The organism is Butyrivibrio sp., from assembly GCF_017433805.1.
Taxonomy (GTDB): domain Bacteria; phylum Bacillota; class Clostridia; order Lachnospirales; family Lachnospiraceae; genus Butyrivibrio.
The window spans coordinates 1-19,507 of record NZ_JAFRGN010000037.1 but is presented as its reverse complement, the minus strand read 5'-3'; the positions used below and the strand labels follow the sequence as shown (position 1 = coordinate 19,507).

Annotated in this window: 13 protein-coding genes and 1 pseudogene; 10 read left to right on the top strand and 4 right to left on the bottom strand. The window is 42.1% G+C overall.

Features of this window, described 5'->3' with window-relative positions; translation table 11 throughout:
• A pseudogene (locus tag IJI01_RS09995) lies at positions 1 to 207 on the top strand (ATPase); the annotation flags it as partial.
• A 61-nt stretch (positions 208 to 268) separates the two neighbouring features.
• Here IJI01_RS09995 and IJI01_RS09990 read toward each other — a convergent pair.
• Entirely contained in the window at positions 269 to 2,311 is a 2,043-nt protein-coding gene (locus IJI01_RS09990) for a HelD family protein (RefSeq protein ID WP_292189581.1), read from the bottom strand.
• A gap of 275 nt (positions 2,312 to 2,586) precedes the next feature.
• Between IJI01_RS09990 and IJI01_RS09985 the strand changes: the two genes are divergently transcribed.
• Complete coding sequence (locus IJI01_RS09985; protein ID WP_292189578.1) at positions 2,587 to 3,504, top strand: CPBP family intramembrane glutamic endopeptidase; 918 nt, start codon at positions 2,587 to 2,589, stop codon at positions 3,502 to 3,504.
• A gap of 328 nt (positions 3,505 to 3,832) precedes the next feature.
• On the opposite strand, the gene IJI01_RS09980 is transcribed toward IJI01_RS09985, so the two are convergent.
• Positions 3,833 to 5,365 carry a glycoside hydrolase family 43 protein gene (locus IJI01_RS09980; RefSeq protein ID WP_292189575.1) on the bottom strand — a complete coding sequence of 511 codons (1,533 nt, stop codon included), beginning with the start codon at positions 5,363 to 5,365 and terminating at the stop codon, positions 3,833 to 3,835.
• Between the two features lie 620 nt (positions 5,366 to 5,985).
• On the opposite strand from IJI01_RS09980, the gene IJI01_RS09975 reads away from it, so the two are divergent.
• The 4 genes from IJI01_RS09975 to IJI01_RS09960 all read left to right on the top strand — a co-directional run bounded on the left by IJI01_RS09975 (position 5,986) and on the right by IJI01_RS09960 (position 11,356).
• Positions 5,986 to 6,390, top strand: a complete 405-nt coding sequence (locus IJI01_RS09975; RefSeq protein ID WP_292189572.1) for an amino acid-binding protein — start codon at positions 5,986 to 5,988, stop codon at positions 6,388 to 6,390.
• Positions 6,391 to 6,757: 367 nt separating this feature from the next.
• Positions 6,758 to 8,749, top strand: a complete 1,992-nt coding sequence (locus IJI01_RS09970; RefSeq protein WP_292189570.1) for a 2-isopropylmalate synthase — start codon at positions 6,758 to 6,760, stop codon at positions 8,747 to 8,749.
• Positions 8,750 to 8,867: 118 nt separating this feature from the next.
• The gene (locus IJI01_RS09965) at positions 8,868 to 10,268 is read left to right on the top strand and encodes an NAD(P)/FAD-dependent oxidoreductase (protein ID WP_292189566.1); all 1,401 of its coding nucleotides are present in this window, start codon (positions 8,868 to 8,870) and stop codon (positions 10,266 to 10,268) included.
• Positions 10,269 to 10,279: 11 nt separating this feature from the next.
• Entirely contained in the window at positions 10,280 to 11,356 is a 1,077-nt protein-coding gene (locus IJI01_RS09960) for a peptidylprolyl isomerase (protein WP_292189562.1), read from the top strand.
• Positions 11,357 to 11,413: 57 nt separating this feature from the next.
• Here IJI01_RS09960 and IJI01_RS09955 read toward each other — a convergent pair whose 3' ends face one another.
• Entirely contained in the window at positions 11,414 to 13,270 is a 1,857-nt protein-coding gene (locus IJI01_RS09955; protein WP_292189559.1) for a GGDEF domain-containing protein, read from the bottom strand.
• Positions 13,271 to 13,495: 225 nt separating this feature from the next.
• Here IJI01_RS09955 and htpG point away from each other — a divergent pair, with 225 nt between their 5' ends.
• Positions 13,496 to 15,574, top strand: a complete 2,079-nt coding sequence (gene htpG / locus IJI01_RS09950; protein WP_292189556.1) for a molecular chaperone HtpG — start codon at positions 13,496 to 13,498, stop codon at positions 15,572 to 15,574.
• 154 nt (positions 15,575 to 15,728) lie between these two features.
• On the opposite strand, the gene IJI01_RS09945 is transcribed toward htpG, so the two are convergent.
• Positions 15,729 to 16,511: a formate/nitrite transporter family protein gene (locus IJI01_RS09945; protein WP_292189554.1), complete on the bottom strand. Its 783-nt coding sequence runs from the start codon at positions 16,509 to 16,511 to the stop codon at positions 15,729 to 15,731.
• Positions 16,512 to 16,886: 375 nt separating this feature from the next.
• Here IJI01_RS09945 and IJI01_RS09940 point away from each other — a divergent pair, with 375 nt between their 5' ends.
• The 3 genes from IJI01_RS09940 to IJI01_RS09930 all read left to right on the top strand — a co-directional run.
• Positions 16,887 to 17,588: an ABC transporter ATP-binding protein gene (locus IJI01_RS09940; RefSeq protein WP_292189553.1), complete on the top strand. Its 702-nt coding sequence runs from the start codon at positions 16,887 to 16,889 to the stop codon at positions 17,586 to 17,588.
• A gap of 20 nt (positions 17,589 to 17,608) precedes the next feature.
• Entirely contained in the window at positions 17,609 to 19,225 is a 1,617-nt protein-coding gene (locus IJI01_RS09935) for an efflux RND transporter periplasmic adaptor subunit (RefSeq protein ID WP_292189550.1), read from the top strand.
• Positions 19,226 to 19,250: 25 nt separating this feature from the next.
• Positions 19,251 to 19,507 (top strand): ABC transporter permease (locus IJI01_RS09930; RefSeq protein WP_292189547.1); only part of this gene is annotated, 257 nt, incomplete at its 3' end.

Here is a 19,507-nt window from a genome sequence, read left to right as displayed (position 1 = left end):
TTCCTGGAGGAAACCTTCGGAGATAGCGAGTCTCTTTCCGGAAGCCAGGAGATGGTAATCTTCTTAACTGAGCTGTCCAAGGCATTTTATAGTCTTAAGTTTGTAAGAGAAACTGGTAATGAAGCCTTCTATAAATATAATAAGATACTTCTTCTAAATGATAGGAAGCAGGAACTTAAGGATCTTGCTGAAAAGTTGATTCTATAAAAATAACGCTCCACATCGCTTTGATGTGGAGCGCTTTATATTATATGAAATTACTTATTTTTTACAGATTCTCTGACAACTCGCCCTTAGCAAGAATGGCCAGGTGCTGAGTTGCACGTGACATTGCTGTGTACAGGCAGTGCTTGCCAAGAATATCACTTGGATAAGTTTCTTTATCCACATCTGCCAGAATTACGTTATCAAATTCAAGGCCCTTTGCAAGAGGAAGATCAATGAGGAATGCGCCTTCCTTAGGAAGAGCATCGTTTTCTGCAACGATGATAGGAGCATCCTTACCAAGCTTTTCTGCAATACGGTCTACATTGAACTGATTTCTGCAGATTATAGCAGTGAGACCAGTTTTTTTACCAAAGTCACTGATAAGGCTTCTAAGCTCTTCGTAGTATTCCTTGTCTGACTTGCAGGCCTTAACAGAAACTTCCTCGCCTGGTCGCTGAACGGAGGATACCAGCATCTTCTTTTCGGATGGAAGGAGAGATGCGAACATGTCTGTGATCTCCGGTGAACTTCTGTAGCTGGTCATAAGCGGCAGTTCCACGAATTTCTTGTCGTCTGCCTCAGCAAGCTCTTTTATCTCGGCAAAAGAAATAGTGCCTTCGCGGATGGCCTGATTCTCGTCGCCAAGTAGCATGAAACGGGCGTTTGGGAAGAACTTACGAAATACCATGAGCTGAGCCTTGGTGTAATCCTGAACTTCGTCAATCATCATGTATTTCATGTTGCGATCGCAAAGGCCTGTGAGCTCCATCTTGGTATAGAGCCATTCGGCAGCGGTAATGTGATCTGTGCCGAGAATTCTCTTAGCTACATGAAGGACGTTTACAAAGCCGCAGTGCTTGATGGTGCGAAGCGCTCCGCCGTAGTCATTTTCAATTCTGTTGTTCTCTGCAGAATCAGATTTAGCTGAACCTTCAGACTCATCTTCGACCTCTTTATCGAGATTATGAAGAGCGTTCTTGGCTCTTACTTCGAGCTCGTCAGCTACAGTCTGGATCAGGCGCATGCCCATTGGGAACTGCTTGAACATCTTAATTACAGAGAGAACATCATTCTTGTTCATGACAAGAGTTTCTTTCTGCTTGATGTCAAAAAAGTCATCGGCCTCAGGTGTGAGTGTTGGTAAACAATCATGAATCTTCTGAAGGCTCTCAGCAGTTGTTGAATCTACGCCGTTTTCTATAAATGGAACGTTAGTCATCTCAAGGAATTCGTTCCATGTGATGGTGAGAGGATTGGTCTCGCCAAGGTCTGGAAGGACATTATCGATGTAGTCTCGGAACACAGGATTAAGTGTCATCAGGCACACCTGATCTGGGCGGAGAGTCTTTCTCTTTTGGTAAAAGAGATATGCAATTCGCTGTAGGAGTACTGAAGTTTTGCCGCTTCCTGCGATTCCGTTTACGAGAAGGAAAGGAACGTCAGGGTAGCGGATAACTGTGTTCTGTTCTTTCTGAATTGTTGCTGTGATCGCCTGCATCTTGTCAGAACGTGCCTGAGATAGTGACTGCAGAAGCATTGGATCTTCGATGGCAATCTGTGTATCAAAATAGGAAATCAGCTCGTTTTTCTTAATATCGAACTGGCGACGGAGCTGAAGGTCAACAGGAATCTCCCTGTCCTCTACGGTATAGTGGGTGTGACCGGTCTCCTGGTTGTAGTAAACTTCTGCAATTGGAGATCTCCAGTCAACAACCATCTGGTCATAGCCGTTTTCTGAAATGGCAGCGCGGCCAATATAGTAGCTCTCAGGTTCCTCTGTAGGATCGAACTGAAGACTGATCTTGGCAAAATAGGGAGACTCAAGGAGCTTATTTACCGTATTAAGACGCTTGGTAAGAGAACTACTCTCAACATTGTAAGTGTCTATATAACGATTCCAAACCTCAATCTCTGTCAGAGTTTCCATTGTGGTCTCGATATCGGCGTAGTCGAAACGAATGTTGTCTCTGATATCATTTTTATCATCCATTGCCTTTTCGTTAAGAGAGGCAATCTGATCCTCAAGGCCTTTTTTCATCTCAAGGAGTTTGTCGTATGTTTTGGTCAAATGGGATTGTTCCTGATTAAAGATTTCTTTTTCCATAAATATCACCTGTGTAACTGAATCTGATCAATAGCTCAACGATTTAAATGACTATGGTCATAATTAATTTCATGTCTAGTGTGTCTTTTAAGTATAACATATAAATTCAAATAGTTTTTTGAGTTTCCAAAATATGCACATAAAGTGAGTACTTGTGCAGACATGTTCTGATTATCGTTTATTTTTGCTGACAAAGAGCTTATCTTTTGCTAGAGTAAATAATAGATGAAAAAGAGATGCGTTGGGTCTTTTGGTAAAGACAGAATGGAGTGAATATGACAGAAATAGATACCAGTAACAAGACGCTTTTTAAGTATTTGGGATTTACCTTCGGAATTGGCTATGTCATTCAGATATTTGTATGGCTGGTCAACAATATGGAAAATGGCAGTGCGAAGCTGATTCTGTCAGGTGCTGCGCAGATGATCACGGCGTGCATGATGTTTGTACCGCTTCTGGCTGTACTTGTTTCAGGGCAGAAGCTTAAAGGAATGGGATGGAAGCCAGTATTTAAGGGAAATATTTGGGCATTTCTTTTCTCATGGTTTGGACCAGCTGTATTGACTGCGATAGGCGCGGTTTTGTATTTTGTTATTTTTCCGTCTCACTTTGATGTAAGCGGAGCATATCTTGTAGAAAATGGCCAGGAAGCTGCACTTGAACAGATGGAAACTATGGGAGTAACTTATGGTCAACAGATGCTTATAAGTTCCATCAGCACAATAGCTTATGTACCTCTTCTCAACATGATCTTTGCAGTAGGTGAAGAGGCCGGCTGGCGAGGCTACATGTATCCTGCGTTAAAAGAGAGATTTGGAAGAGTCGGCGGCTCTATCCTTGGTGGTATTATCTGGGGAATGTGGCACTGGCCGATGATTCTTTTGACTGGATATGAGTATGGTAAGGATTACAAGGGCTTTCCTATAGTTGGAATGGTGTCGTTCTGCGTATGCACAGTATTCCTGGGCGCGTTATGCGACTATGTATATGAGAAATCAAAATGTATCTGGTATCCGGCAATTCTCCACGGGGCCTTTAACGGAGCAGCAACAATTCCACTTGCTCTGGCTGCACCATCGGTAGTAGCAGCGACGAGGCTCCTGGGTCCAGCACCAAACGGATATATCGCCGGACTTCCGATTTATATTGTTGGAGCTGTGATCCTGTGGAAGGCAAAAGAAAAAGTTAAGTAAACTATGTGTAAGAAGTAGTTATGCATCTATTTTATCTGTTTTGTTAAAAATTGATGCTCATTACAATGGAATCTTTTTAGTGTATGCATCGAAAAATTGAGTATTAGAATAATAGATGCAAGTTCTTTTACAAAATATAGATATTCTGCATCAATAGTCACCAATTATCATATTTTTGATGCATTCACTACTTGTATTACCTATAAATGTGCATCTATTATAGCTATCTAATAGATATTTGATGATTAATATGATGCCATAAATTATAGTTGCTGGATTAGAATAAAATAGCCAGATGCCTGTTTGAGAGGCCTCTGGCTATATTTTTTTAATATACGAAGTTCGAGAAGCTGGCACTACCGCCGGCTTCTTTTGTGCTATAGATGAAAAGTCCGAATCGAGCGCCGGTGAAATGGTCAAGCTTGAACTGCAATTTGTTGATGGCGCCGAACTTTTCAGGATATCCAAAGGTGGCGGTGTCATCGTCATAGCAAATATTCGCATGCAGTGTTACCTTGGGACTATCAAGCTCGGTACATGCCTGCTCAACAAAGCTTTCAGTGTCATGCCTCTCGCCCCAGAAGCCGCCAGTGGCGATCTCACGGTTTCCCTGAACCAGATAGAACTTGCCATCTCTTTTTGTAACACCGATAAAGCAATAGTTACTCTCGAGAATGCAAAGTCCGGCGTAGTCACCCTCAGACAGATCAGAAGCATCAACATCTACAATGCAACTGCAACCTGGGAAAAGAGTGCGCTGAGTCAGGACATTTCTGGCCTGGACCAGGTTATCGCAGAGCTTGTCTGTGGTAATGGTAACTGTGCCGTTTGTGAGATCTCTTTTTATAAGGGAGAGATCAGGTTCATGGTTAAACTGCCAGCGGCTCATGAAGCCAAAGCTGTCGCCGTCATCGCTCTTGAAATCATCGCTTCCAACAAGAGGAGTGTAGTTATAGTCTGGATTTAAATCTTCTATTTCAAAGTTTTCTGGAATCTTGCCATCATCGCCAAATATCGGATAAGGTGAGGGTTCATCCCATGTAACTGGCATCAATACTGGGATTCTTCCTACAGCTCCGCTATCCTGGAAGAGAATTGAATACCATTTTCCTGAAGGCGTCTGAACAACGCCGCCCTGAGCTACTCCTGCTTCTCTGTAACCTCTATCGTCATACATAACGTCTTTTCCAGTATATGGACCAAAGGGACTATCTGATACGAATACGGCCTCGGTGCGCTTGCCGATGGATTTTGGCATATGGATCAGGAAGATGTAGTACTTGCCGTTTATCTTGTAGAAGTGTGCGCCTTCGTAGCCAAGGTAAACATCGTCAGAATCTCTGATTATCACGAGGTCATCGCTGGTATTATCCGCCAGTGTAACTCCCATCTCGGTCTTTTTAAGAGATAGTTCTTTTATGTGAATCTCTTTATTTCCGCTTACTATATAAATTCTTCCGTCATCATCGAAGAGTACGGAATTGTCATGATAAAAGCCCTCGAGATAGTTCTTTTCCCAAGGACCATCGATGCTGCGGGAAGTATAAACGTAGGTTTTATGGGTGTCATTGCATACAAAGACAACGAAGAAATAGCCTTCATGATAGCGAAGACTTGCAGCCCACATGCCCTGGCCGTAGATATTCTCTTTTCTCTCAAGGCGCTGAGCTGGTGTAGAATCAAGCCTGTCGTAAACGTAGGCAGCATGTTCCCAATGCACCAGGTCATAGGAACGCAGAATCTCGCAGCCAGGCATGAAGTACATTGTGGTGCTGACCATATAGTAAGTATCACCAACGCGGATGACGTCAGGGTCTGGGTAATCAAGCTTTGTTATTGGATTTATGCTTTCTTTGTTCATAGAAACCTCTCGTAGGTGTAATGACTGTGTTTTTATCATTTCTAATTATACCTAGTCCATGGGTATTTATATTGCAGATTTTTGCTATATTATTCCTTATTGTTGCTAGATATAGCTGGAAATGATCACTATGTATAGCAAGGGAATTTGACTTTTTTCAATGCTAAGAGTATAGTTCTAATGCTTTACAAATAAATGATTTGAGCCATTCGGCTCGGTGGTATTTTTATCAGCCACAACAATCCCTTATAGAGATAATTTGTAGAAAATTTTGCATTGAAGATGAGTTATCCTGTCGAAGTGCAACAGAAATGGCATTTTGGCATGCGATGAGAAATTGGTTAATTATTTGCGTGTCAATGAAATGGAACTTGAGAGGCTGGTTGAGGTTTTCTGACATGCTGTGGGAAGTTAACTGGAGTTAAAGATAGAAAAATACTTGAAATGAACTGCTTTACAAATCTCACAAATATGGTATAGTAGACAAAGGCAATGCGCTTTAGCGCTTTTAAGTGAAAAAGTGATAAAAGAGTAATGTCGACTAAACTAATATGCACACAGAATGTGTTATTGGCATATACTAGATGTTAACAAAATACTTACTCGGAGGATAATAGAAAATGCTTAAGCAGGTTTCAATTTATGCTGAAAATAAAAAAGGATGTTTGCAGAATATTACAGGACTTCTGAGAGAGAATGAGATCAATATTCTTGGTTCTGTTACAAATGATTCTGCTGAATATGGCATCATCAGAATGGTTGTATCTGATGCAGAGAAGTGTATGGAAGTGCTGCAGGCTAATGGCTACATGTGCAAGACATCCTCAGTTCTTGCTGTAGAGTGTAAGGATGAAGTAGGAGCTCTTGATAATATTCTCAAGACTCTCAAGGACAGCCACATCAATGTTAATTACACATACCTTTCTTTTAACAGAGAGACAGGAAATCCTATCATGGTTATGCACACAGAGGATGTTAATGCTGTTGAAAATATTCTTGTAAACAAAGGCTATCAGTGCGACTGATACGATATATCAGCCACATACTAATTCCTTATTTAATAACGTCAAAACGTCTAGATTATGACCGTTTTGGCGTTATAATTTTATCCGGGATATGCTATTCAAAAGGTGACTTACAAATGGAAATATCCAAAGATACAAGCATTTTTTAGTGTGACATTAAAAAATATCAAGAAAAGTGATTAAATCTACCATGATGTAATTGTTTATAATTGTGATATCATAATATTTATCAAAAAATATGTGCGATTTTAATCTGGGGACATATAAATATATCAAATAATCTGACCGATATTAATATCGTAGGATAAAATAAATCAAGTTCATATTGATTTGTTAGACTAATATTAAGACAAAGGGGAGCAGTATTATGATGAATTTCGAGAAGTATCAGCGTCAATATTTCATGCCACCTAAGGCAAGCTACGACTGGGTCAAGAAAGACTATCTGGATCATCCGCCAATCTGGTGCAGCGTAGATCTTCGTGATGGTAACCAGGCACTTATAGAGCCCATGAGCCTTGATGAGAAGCTCGAATTCTTTACAATGCTCGTTGATCTTGGTTTCAAGGAAATTGAGATCGGATTCCCGGCAGCTTCCGAGACAGAGTTTGAGTTTGCCAGAACTCTTATCGAGAAGAACATGATTCCTGATGATGTAACTGTTCAGGTTCTGACTCAGGCAAGAGAGCATATCATTAAGAGAACCTTTGAGGCTGTTAAGGGCGCTCCAAGGGATATCATTCATCTTTATAATTCAACATCAGTTGCTCAGCGTGAGCAGGTCTTCAAAAAGAGCAAAGAGGAAGTTAAGCAGATCGCAATTGATGGAGCCAAGCTTCTTGATAAGCTTGCAAAAGAGACTAACGGAAACTTCTCTTTTGAATATTCACCAGAGAGCTTCCCTGGAACAGAGGTAGACTATGCTGTAGAGGTATGTAACGCTGTTCTTGATGTATGGAAGCCAACCAAGAAAAATAAAGTAGTTATCAATATCCCTACAACAGTTGAGATAGCGATGCCTCATGTATTTGCAACTCAGGTAGAGTATATCAGCAAGAACCTCAAGTATCGTGATGCTGTAGTTCTTTCACTTCATCCTCATAACGACAGAGGAACAGGTGTAAGTGATGCTGAGCTTGGATGCCTTGCAGGTGCTGACAGAATTGAGGGAACTCTTTTCGGAAACGGCGAGAGAACAGGTAACGTAGATATTGTCACACTGGCCATCAACATGTATTCACACGGCGTTGATCCAGGACTTGATTTCAGCCATATCATGGAGATTGGTGAGGCTTACGAAAGACTCACAAGAATGAGAATCTATGAGAGACAGCCTTACGCTGGACAGCTCGTATTCACAGCTTTCTCAGGTTCCCATCAGGATGCTATTTCCAAGGGCTTTGCATGGCATGAGCAAAAGAAAGACAAGGGCATCTGGTCAGTTCCATATCTTCCAGTTGATCCCAAGGATCTGGGAAGAGAGTACGACGGAGATGTTATCAGAATCAACAGCCAGTCTGGTAAGGGCGGCGTAAGCTACATCCTCAAGACCAACTATGGCATGATGGTTCCCAAGGAAATGCAGGCAGACGTCAGCTACACTATCAAAGACATTTCAGACAGAGAACATGCTGAGCTTTCACCAGCAAGAATCTATCAGATTTTTGAAGATAAGTATGTTCATAATGACAATGTATTCAAGATTACAGAGTGCCACTTTAAGCAGATAGACGGTATCCTCACAGAGGTTACAATTACTCATGCAGACAAAGAGCATGTGGTTGAGGCCAATGGTAATGGTCGCCTGGATGCTGTCAGCAACGCTATCAAGCAGTATTTCAACATCAGCTACGAGCTTTCAACCTATGAGGAGCACGCTCTTTCAAGAGGTTCATCCTCCAAGGCCTGCACCTATGTCGGAATTACACACAACGGCAAGAAGTATTGGGGCGTAGGAATTGATGAAGATATTATCCGTTCCTCAATCAACGCTCTTGTAATAGCTGTTAATCAGATTGATGAGGTAAAAGAGATCAAGAACAGCAAGGATGAGAGGATTAACTCCATCATCAACTACATCCAGGAGAACTACCTGACTGTAACACTTGATGACCTCTCCAGCCAGTTCTACCTCTCCAAGCCTTATCTTTCCAAGTACATCAAGGAGAAATCCGGAATGACCTTTGGAGAAAATGTTAAGCGCATTCGTCTCAACAAGGCCAGCACACTCCTTAGAAACGGCAACATGAAGGTTGAGAAGGTTGCCGAGGCAGCAGGTTATCAGAACGTAGAGCACTTTAACCGACTCTTTAAAAAGAAATACGGAATGACTCCTGTTCAGTACAGAACCAGCAGATAAATATGGGTAGATCAGCCGTCGCAAAAGGCATAATGCGGCGGCTTTTTTGCGTTATATTATAAAAATTTGAAATATGATATAATGAGTTGCTTATATAGGAACAGGAGGTTTTATTCTTATGGCAAAAAATGTTGATGTAATTATTATTGGTGCAGGCCCAGGAGGTATTTTCTGTGCCTACGAACTTATGGAAAAGAGACCTGACCTTAAGGTCCTCATGATAGAAAAAGGTCGTTCAATTGAAAAGAGAAACTGTCCTAAGAGAGTGACTAAGACCTGCGCAGGTTGTAAGCCATGTTCAATCACTACTGGCTTTGCAGGAGCAGGAGCGTTCTCAGATGGTAAGCTTTCTCTTTCACCTGATGTAGGAGGAAATCTTCCTGAGATACTTGGCTATGATGCTGCAACAACTCTTATTCATGAGTCAGATGAAATCTATCTTAAGTTTGGCGCAGACAAGAGCGTATACGGCGTAGACAAAGAGCAGGAGATTAGAGAAATCCGTAGAAAGGCTATCAACGCTAACTTAAAGCTCGTTGAGTGTCCAATCAGACACCTTGGAACAGAGGAAGGCTACAAGATCTATTCCAAGCTTCAGGAGCATGTTCTTTCTAAGGGTGTAGAGATTGAGTTTAACACCATGGTTACAGATATCATCGTTGAAGATGGCGTCTGCAAGGGCGTTACAACAGATAAGGGCGAGACTTATTACGCCAAGGAAATTGTCAGTGCTGTAGGCCGTGAGGGTGCAGACTGGTTCAAGGATAAGTGCGAAGAGATTGGCATCGAGACTAAGCCTGGAACAGTTGATGTAGGAGTAAGAGTTGAGGTTAGAGATGAAGTTATGCAGTTCCTCAACGAGAATCTCTATGAGGCCAAGCTCATCTATCACACACCAACCTTCGATGATAAGGTTCGTACTTTCTGTACTAACCCATCTGGAGAGGTTGCAACTGAGTATTATGAGAACGGACTTGCTGTAGTTAACGGACATGCTTACAAGGGCAAAGAGCTCAAGACCAACAACACAAACTTTGCGCTCCTTGTATCCAAGAACTTCACCAAGCCTTTCAAGACTCCTATTGAATATGGTAAAAAGATTGCCGAGCTGTCTAACATGCTCTGCGGTGGCAAGATTCTGGTTCAGACCTACGGCGATTTCAGACGTGGCAGAAGAACTACAGAGGAGAGACTTTGTAGGAATAACCTGATCCCTACACTTAAGGATGCGGTACCTGGAGATCTTTCTCTTGTATTCCCACACAGAATCATGGTTGACCTTGATGAGATGATCCAGGCTCTTGATAAGGTTACACCTGGTATTGCTTCTGATGAGACACTTCTTTATGGTGTAGAGGTTAAGTTCTATTCTAATAAGGTTATTGTTAACAAGGATTTCGAGACCAGCATCAAGGGACTTCGTGCTATCGGTGATGGAGCCGGTGTAACACGTGGACTTCAGCAGGCAAGTGCCAACGGACTTTCAGTAGCTCGTTCAATCATTAAGACATTAGGATAAATTACGACAAGATGAACCTGAGAAAAAGATTGTTGGACAACAGAATATTGGCAGTCCTTATGGCCTTTTTCCTTGTCTTTTCCATGACAGGCTGTGAGAATATTTTAGACGGCAATAAAAAGGTAGTATTTACTACGGGCTTTTCTGACGATGAGGTATTCAGAATAGAGGACAGCGTCTGCAGCATCCAGGAGATAATGGTGTATCTTATCAATACGCAGAATGGCTATGAGAGCACCTTTGGAGCGCAGATTTGGGATACACAGACTGATGAAGGGACAGTTGCCAATCAGTTAAAAGAGTCGATTCTTGCCAAGGTTGCTCAGATTAAGGCAATGAATCTTTTGGCAGGCAATATGTCTATAGTGCTGGATGATTCAGAGCTTAAGACTGCAAGAGATGCAGCTGAGGCTTATTATGAGACTCTGACAGAGCAGGATATTGAGGCTATGTACGGAGTTACTGAGGATAACATTTTCCAGATATACTCTGAGTATGCCCTTGCTGATAAGCTCTATGACTACATTATCAGAGATATCAATCCTGAGATCAGTGATGACGAGGCCAGAACTATAACAGTTGAGCAGATTTTTCTTAAGACCTATGACCTTGATGCGTCAGGAGAGAAGGTTGCTTATAATGATACAGCCAAGAATACTGTGTATCTCAAGGCCAGGAGTATCCAGAATCAGCTGATAGATGGAACCAGCTTTGAGGAGCTTATGTCTGAGTACAATGAAGCTGAGGAATCCACTATTTCTTTTGGCAAAGGAGAAGTAGAGGAGGCTTACGAGACGGTTGCTTTTAACCTTGGAACTGAGGAAATCAGCGATGTTGTAGAGGTTAGTGATGGCTACGTTATTATCAAGTGTGTGACTACCTTTAACAGAGAAGAGACCGAGTACAACAAGGTCAGGATCGTAGCAGAGAGGAAAAGAGAAGTCTTCGGCGAGCAGTATGACGCCTATGTGGATACTCTCACCAAAGAGCTCAATGAAGAACTCTGGGATTCAATAGAAGTTACTTCTGATGAGAACGTAACAACCAATTCTCTTTGGAATGTCTACACAGAATATTTCGAAAAATAATGCATATGAAATAAACTCCTAAGTGGCGAGTAATTATCATCACTTAGGAGTTCTTTTTTATCCGATTCTACCAGCTTTTATCTTGCGCTTCATCTCGTACATGCGCTCATCTGCTATATTGATAATTTTGCCGATGTCCATGCCCTCTTCGTAGAGAGTAGTGTATACGCCTGTGCTAGCAGATACTGAAATGCCAAGCTCTTTGCTGGCATTTTCAAGGTTTCTCTCGATACCTCCAGTAATCTGAGCTACATCGCAGTCTCCAATAATTACGCCCAGAAGCTCGTCGCCACCTGCCCTAACGCATAGAGCATCATCAGGACACGATTCCTTAAGGGCAGTAGCAACAGCTTTTATGGCCTTGTCACCTACCATGTGTCCGAGGGTATCGTTGATCTGCTTGAGATTGTTCAAATCCATCATGATAACAGTGATTTTCTGGCCGATACGCTCAGGTTTGGACAAAATCTCATCAATGAGTGATCTGAATGCAAGGCGGTTGTACAAACCTGTGAGAGCATCATTCTGATACATCTCACGAACCTTGTCTCTAAGGTACTTCTGGTACATATTCACAACATAACCACCGATACTCATCTCAAAGCAGTTGGTAAGGTTAGGTGTCTGGTTGTAGTCTATAAGCATCATTCTGGGATATGTATAACACACAAATCCGAGACATTTATTCATATAAAGAAGGCAGTTGAATACAAGAGGCTGCCCGGTCTGAATGAGCTCTTTCAGATTAGGAACAATCTCATCCGGATTATAAGGATAGGAGCGATCTGTATCATCATACGAGTCATAGATGACCATTTTATCGCCCTTTTCCACATCATCATAGAAAAAGTTGTTCTCTAGATCAAAGCAGGACTTTTCAACAATGACCTTGGCATGTCTGGCGTGGTTTTCCTTGACGTAGCGGATACTCTTTTTTACGTCCTCACCTACCAGCATCTTAGAGATTATATTCTGCAGTGCATGAATCTCGTCCTCATGATGGTAAAAGAGATTATTAAGATCACTGACTGTAGCAGTTACATGCAGGTCCTTACGTGGACAATCACAGGATTCGTTAGGGATAAATACAGGCTCAATCCACTTGATGACATTGCGTTTGCCTGCAAGAATCTCATCGAGAGCGCCCATAACAGTGTGAGCGAGCTCGCCTTTATCGCAAATGGCAGTGGTGATTCCAGGTGAAGAGATAAATGCTTCGTCGATACCATCAAAACCAGATACAAGGATATCTTCCGGAACTCTTATGCCGTTTTCCTTGAGAACATCGCATACATTGATGGCCATGATATCATTGGCGCAGATAATGGAATCTGGTAGTTCATCTCTTTTGAGAAGCTCTGCTGTGGCTGCTCTACAAGGGAGAGCCCAGAAATCGCCGTAGCTGACCATGCTGTCATCAAAAGGCAGATTATATTTGGTCATATATTTTTTGAATAATTCTATTCTCTCATTAGAAAAGGCGTTATTCCTGTGACCAGCCATGAAGTGAGGCTTCTTGACCTTGTGGTGCTCAAACATGTGGATTAAGACCTTCTCAAAGCCGCCTAAATAGTCGTAGTTAACTGTGGACACATTTTCATAGTGACCATCAACAACCAGAACAGGTACACCGGCAGCATTAGATTTATCAATAATGCTCTGGCATACACTTCGGCTCTTTATCTTCTCGTTCATGACAACAACGACGTCAACTTTGTTATAGGGAATGAGATCGTAGACTTCGACCTCAGGGGTATGGTTTTCTATGATGCCAATTTCAGAATTCATGGCATAGATGAACAGAGAACAATCATGCTCGGGAATCATTTTCCCAAGTTCGTAGATAAAATCAAACTCATGAGTCTCATAAATTCTATACGTGCATAATGCTACTACTTTTTTCCCGCCAATCATATTTTCATGTTCCCCCAACGAGCGCAACCCTAATTATGAGTATAAACACTCTATATACATTTTAATGGTTTTTGAGAGTATTACAATAGAAATTATTGCTTGTTAGCACTCTTTTGTGATGAGTGCTAATTTTTTATTGACTTTTAAAATTCCCAGTTTTAAACTAGATTTTGTACGGAAAATATATTGCCGGAGATAGAAAATCATTAAAAGGGAGTGAGAATTATGGCTTCAAAAAAAGGTAATCTTTCAATTAACAGCGAGAACATGTTCCCAATCATCAAGAAATGGTTGTATTCGGATCATGATATTTTTTACAGAGAAGTAATCTCAAATGCTTGTGATGCTATCACCAAAATCCGCAAGATGGATATGATGGGAGAGTACACATTGCCAGAGGGCTTCAAGCCTCGCGTAGATGTTGTACTTAATGATAAAGAGAAGACTATCAAAATCACAGATAATGGTATTGGTATGACAGCTGAGGAGGTTGAGGAGTACATCAACCAGGTAGCATTCTCTGGTGCTACAGACTTCCTTAACAAGTATAAAGATAAGGCTAATGCTGATCAGATCATCGGTCATTTCGGTCTTGGTTTCTATTCAACCTTCATGGTTTCTGATTATGTAGATATCGATACACGCTCATACAAGTCAGATGCTGAGTCTGTTCACTGGACCTGCGATGGCGGTTCAGACTTCGAGATGGAGGATGGCAACAAGGCTGAGGTTGGTACAACAATCACACTACATCTTTCAGAGGATTGCCTTGAGTTCTGCAACGAGTACAAGGCAAGAGAAGTAATCGAGAAGTACTGTTCATTCATGCCTTATGAGATTTATCTTTCAAAAGAGAATGAAGAAGGCACAGAGACAATCAAGGCTTCTGAGAAGCTTGAGTCAGATGTAGTTATAGAAGAGGTTCACCCTGAGAAAAAAGAGGGTGAGGACAAGGAGCCAGAGCTCGAGTACAAGGTAAGGAGAAGACCACAGCTTCTTAATGATACACATCCTCTTTGGGCTAAGACACCTAAGGATTGCACAGATGAGGAGTACAAGGAATTCTACAGAAAGGTATTCCGCGATTACAAGGAGCCTTTATTCTGGATTCACCTCAACATGGACTATCCTTTCAACTTAAAGGGTATCCTTTACTTCCCTAAGATCAACATGGAGTTTGAGTCAATTGAGGGAACGATCAAGCTGTACAACAATCAGGTATTCATCGCTGATAACATCAAGGAAGTTATTCCAGAGTATCTTATGCTCCTTAAGGGCGTAATTGACTGCCCGGACCTTCCTCTTAACGTATCAAGATCAGCGCTTCAGAATGATGGTTTTGTTAAGAAGATTTCTGAGTACATCAGCAAGAAGGTTGCTGAGAAGCTTGCAGGTCTTTGCAAGACAGATAAAGAGAACTATGACAAGTACTGGGATGACATCAGCCCATTCATAAAATATGGTTGCCTTCGCGACGACAAGTTCTGCGAGAAGATGACAGATTACATCCTGTTCAAGAACCTTGAAGGCAAATACCTCACAACTCCTGAGGCTCTTCAGATCAACAAGGCTGCAGAGGAAGAGGCTGCCAAGGAAGAAGCTACAGATGAGAATGGAAATGTAGTTGAGGCAGAGGTTGTCGGAGATGAGGCTAAGGCTTCAGATGCTGACAAGAAGGAAGAGGACAAAGAGCCTCGTACTATCTACTACGTAACAGACGAACAGCAGCAGAGCCAGTACATCAAGATGTTCAAGGCACAGAAGATGGAAGCCTTCATCATGAACCACAACATCGATGTACCTTTCATGCAGCAGCTTGAATCCAAGAACGAGGGCATTTCTTTCAAGAGAATCGATGCTGACCTTACAGAGACCTTCAAGTCCAAGACTAGCAAGAAGGCAGCAGCTGAGCTTGAGGAAAAAGAAAAAGAGCTCTCTGAGAAGATCAAGAAGGCTCTTAAGAACGACAGACTTACTGTTAAGCTTGAGAAGCTCAAGGACAAGAAGATGTCTTCAATGCTCACTGTTTCTGAGGAATCAAGACGTATGGCTGAGATGATGAAGATGTATGCCATGAACGGAATGAGCATGGGCGACTTCGGCAACGAAGGCCAGACACTTATCCTCAACGCTAACCATCCACTTGTTCAGTATGTGATGGAGAATGAAGACAGCGATAACACCAAGATGATCTTCGAGCAGCTCTATGACCTTGCACGTATCCAGAACGCTCCACTTGAGGGCGAAGCTATGAGCAAGTTCATCGCACGCAGCAATGAGATCATGATGCTCCTGACTAAATAAAGTGGACCATGGGGACGGGGTTAGTGGTCCAAAATGTGTATCAGAATATAAATAAGAGGCTGGCACTCAAAGTGTCAGCCTCTTTTATTAACATCTTATTTTGGACCACTAACCCCGTCCCCCAGGGCCAAAACACGGGCCACAAATCTATGGCTCATTTTTTCAGGTAGATAGCGTAGTACATAGCTCCAACACAGATTGATCCGCCGATGATGTTTCCGATTGTTACAGGAATCAGATTGGTTACGAAGAATCCAAACAAGCTAAGTCCCTCGGCAGGTAGTCCATAGATAGCGGATGTGAGCATTCCGGCAGGAATGAAGTACATGTTGGCAATGCAGTGCTCAAAGCCGCAGATGATGAACAGCATTACTGGAAACCACAGTGCAAGGACTTTACCGGCAACTTCGTCAGCTGAGAAGGAACACCATACAGCAAGGCATACCAGAACGTTACAGAGGATTCCTCTAAGAAGACCATCGCTAAAAGAAATATTTGCCTTTGTAACGGCAGTTGAGATAACTGATTCAGCCAGAGCATTATTAGCAAAAGAATAAATGTGGGAAGTGGAAGCTATAAGTGCAATAAGGAAGCCTCCAACCATATTTCCCAGATAAACAAGTACCCAGTTTTTTAGCATCCCTGATAGCTTAGCCTTTCCAGACAGAACAGGAATGAAGATGAGGCAGTTGCCTGTAAAAAGCTCAGCGCCTCCAACAAGAACCATGAAAAGACCTATTGGGAAAACTACGCTGCTGACCATACGAGCACTTGATGGATCTGCTGCAGTACAGCTCGCTATCTGGCTTCCCAGACCACCAAGAGCTATATAAGCGCCTGCAAGGATTCCCAAAAGAAATGTCTTGAGAGCTGGAAGCTCAGTCTTGCCCTTTCCTATAGATTCGTATTTAGCTGCTATTTCAGCGGGTGATTTCATGTTGTTGACCTTCTTTCATGTATTCAGAAAAATGATTGTTACCACAATTTATTGAGCCATTATTAATAATAGAATAAACGGAATATGCTAAGCGATGTATACATAATATAGTAATATATTGACATATAAAACACAATATCTTGCGGCAGCAAATTCGATTTTATAAAAAATTAATAATATTATCAATGCTTTTCTCTTTACTTTCACGGTAAAAAGCGGTAAATTCATATAAATTGCGCGCAATATTTCTTGATAAGATGTGGCAATGGTGCTAACGTAAAAGGTAGTTTGCTCTAAGTTTACGCATGAAATGCGTGTTTTGAGATATAATTATCTTGCGATTGCATCTACGATGTGCGCAGATAGGGAGTTATCATGAAGAAACTAGTAGAAGTCAAGGATGTATGCAAAATATACAATCCTGGGGAAAACGAAGTCAGGGCTCTTGATCATGTGAGTCTTATTATAGGCGAAGGTGAATTTGTCGCTATTATCGGCCAGTCCGGCTCAGGTAAATCCACACTTATGAATATGCTGGGGTGTCTTGATACACCTACGAGTGGCAAATATTTTTTGCATGGTCAGGATGTATCACACATGACAGATGATGAACAGTCCGATGTCCGCAATAGAGAGATAGGGTTCATATTCCAGGGCTTTAACCTGATTCCATCTCTTACAGCTCTTGAGAATGTAGAACTGCCCCTTATATATAGAGGAGTCAGCAAAAAAGAAAGAGAGCTTCTTTCAATGAATGCTCTTTCCAAGGTTGGACTGGGACAGAGAATGACTCATAAGCCTAACGAAATGTCAGGTGGTCAGCAGCAGAGAGTTGCCATAGCAAGAGCTATAGCTCAGGCGCCGCCAATACTCCTTGCGGATGAGCCGACAGGTAACCTTGATTCAGGCTCCAGTAAGGAAATCATCAGCATTATCAAGAAACTCTATGCTGAGGGTCGTACAGTAATCATAATCACACATGACCCTGGAATAGCCAGACAGGCCAGAAGAATCATAACAATATCGGATGGACGTATCGTCAGCGATATCATGAATCCGGATTATAAGGAAGACTGATGCAATTATATGGAGGAAGTATGGGACAGGACAAAGATTTAGAAGTTAAAACAAACGAAAATACAACGGCAACTGATGTTACCGTCAAGGAAAAAGAAGAAGTTAAGGCGCCCGAAAATAATACAGCGCCTCAGGAATACGAAGAATACGATAAAAACGAAGTGGCAGCAAAGCCAAAGAAGAAGCTTAAGAAGAGATTTATCGTAATAGGTGTAGCAGTTCTCCTTATAGCCTTCCTGGTTATCAGAAGCATGAATGCAGCCAAGAACGCAGTTGTATTTGTTAACACACAGCCAGCAGCCCTTGGAACAATCGAGAATGTTCTTTCTATCTCTGGAACAGTTCAGAGTGCAGAGACCAAGACATACTTCTCAGAAGTCACAGCACCTCTTGCTGAGCTCAATGTTAAGGTCGGAGATAAGGTTGCTGTTGGTGATACTCTTTATACCTATGACGCAGAGGCGCTTGATCTTGCCAGGCAGACAGCTGAGCTTGCCATCAAACAGGCCAAGGGAAGCTATAGTTCATACTGGTCAGGAACAGCAGCTGCAGACAGGAAGTATGCGGCGAACATGACACCTCAGCAGATCAACGACAGACTTGATGCGATCACAGCTGAGATTGATGCCCTCAATAACAGAATTACAGAAAAGACAAGCCGTATCAACAGAACACTTGCTGATCTTCAGAAGGTTCAGTCTGATATCAACCAGAATGGTATAGCTGATTCCAGTGAAAGCTACTTTGAGAATGGTAATAACGAATATATTTATAGAAATGAGTCTGGTAACAAGACAGATGGAGCGTTTGATAACCCATCAGAGTCTGACAGACAGATGTCACTTGCTGTTTCTCAGTCAATAGTTGATGTTCAGTATGCTCTTTCAAATGACCCTGAGATGCAGGGCTGGAAGAACCAGATCACAGCTCTTCAGGAGGAGCAGGCGCATCTTCAGTCTGCTAAGGCAGCACAGGTTAACCCTGGAACAGCAGAATCAGCCAAGGCTCAGCTTGATTCCACTACTCTCAATCAGGAAGACACAATTGGTAAGCTTGATGAGGCAAAAGAGGGTATCAAAGCTGATTTCAACGGTGTTGTAACTGCTGTGTCTGTAGTGGAGGGAGCAACAGTAGCAACTGGAGCTCAGACAGTTACACTTGCAAATCTTGATGACGTGGAAGTCTCTGTTCAGATTTCAAAGAGTGACCTCCCCAAAATTTCTATTGGACAGCAGGTTGATATCACAATCAACAACAAGGCTTACAACGGAGAAATTTCCAAGATTTCAGGAACAGCATCCAAGAATAACAACGGCGTAGCAGTTGTTGATACTATTATCAAGGTTACAAATCCTGATTCTGATATCATCCTCGGAGTTGAGGCTAACAACAAGATCCACGCTCAGAAGGCCGATAACACTCTTGTACTTCCTTATGAATATGTTCAGACAGATTCAGAGGGCGACTTCGTATATGTAGTAGAAAATGGCCTTGTTGCCAGAAAGAACGTTACAATCGGTATCGCTTCCAGTACAGAGGCTCAGATTGTAGATGGAATTGCTGCTGGAGATCAGATCATTACAGGTAACTATGACACTCTTACAGAGGGTATGCCAGTAGTAGTTCAGGAAGGATAAACATCCGTAAGTACAGATATAAACTATGGGTAAATTTGGCGAATATATAAAAAGCGCAATTAAACAGATTGTAGGTAATGGCTACCGAACTCTTATGACAATGCTGGGTATTGTCATAGGCATCGCGGCGGTTATCGCGGTAGTAGCTCTTGGAAATGGAATGAGCAGCTTTGTTCAGAGCCAGATCAATGAAATTGCTGGTAACTACGGCTATATCAGTATTGATTCTTCCAAGACCTCGGAAACTCTGACCAGAGAAGATATGGAGCTTATTGAGAGTAT

What these genes read in the sequence shown, in the direction of transcription:
- IJI01_RS09940 (WP_292189553.1), top strand. Translation starts at nt 16,887, where the DNA reads ATGAAGAAACTAGTAGAAGTCAAGGATGTATGCAAAATATACAATCCT.
- htpG (WP_292189556.1), top strand. Translation starts at nt 13,496, where the DNA reads ATGGCTTCAAAAAAAGGTAATCTTTCAATTAACAGCGAGAACATGTTC.
- IJI01_RS09985 (WP_292189578.1), top strand. Translation starts at nt 2,587, where the DNA reads ATGACAGAAATAGATACCAGTAACAAGACGCTTTTTAAGTATTTGGGA.
- IJI01_RS09990 (WP_292189581.1), bottom strand. Translation starts at nt 2,311, where the DNA reads ATGGAAAAAGAAATCTTTAATCAGGAACAATCCCATTTGACCAAAACA.
- IJI01_RS09935 (WP_292189550.1), top strand. Translation starts at nt 17,609, where the DNA reads ATGGGACAGGACAAAGATTTAGAAGTTAAAACAAACGAAAATACAACG.
- IJI01_RS09970 (WP_292189570.1), top strand. Translation starts at nt 6,758, where the DNA reads ATGATGAATTTCGAGAAGTATCAGCGTCAATATTTCATGCCACCTAAG.
- IJI01_RS09955 (WP_292189559.1), bottom strand. Translation starts at nt 13,270, where the DNA reads ATGATTGGCGGGAAAAAAGTAGTAGCATTATGCACGTATAGAATTTAT.
- IJI01_RS09980 (WP_292189575.1), bottom strand. Translation starts at nt 5,365, where the DNA reads ATGAACAAAGAAAGCATAAATCCAATAACAAAGCTTGATTACCCAGAC.
- IJI01_RS09960 (WP_292189562.1), top strand. Translation starts at nt 10,280, where the DNA reads ATGAACCTGAGAAAAAGATTGTTGGACAACAGAATATTGGCAGTCCTT.
- IJI01_RS09965 (WP_292189566.1), top strand. Translation starts at nt 8,868, where the DNA reads ATGGCAAAAAATGTTGATGTAATTATTATTGGTGCAGGCCCAGGAGGT.
- IJI01_RS09945 (WP_292189554.1), bottom strand. Translation starts at nt 16,511, where the DNA reads ATGAAATCACCCGCTGAAATAGCAGCTAAATACGAATCTATAGGAAAG.
- IJI01_RS09975 (WP_292189572.1), top strand. Translation starts at nt 5,986, where the DNA reads ATGCTTAAGCAGGTTTCAATTTATGCTGAAAATAAAAAAGGATGTTTG.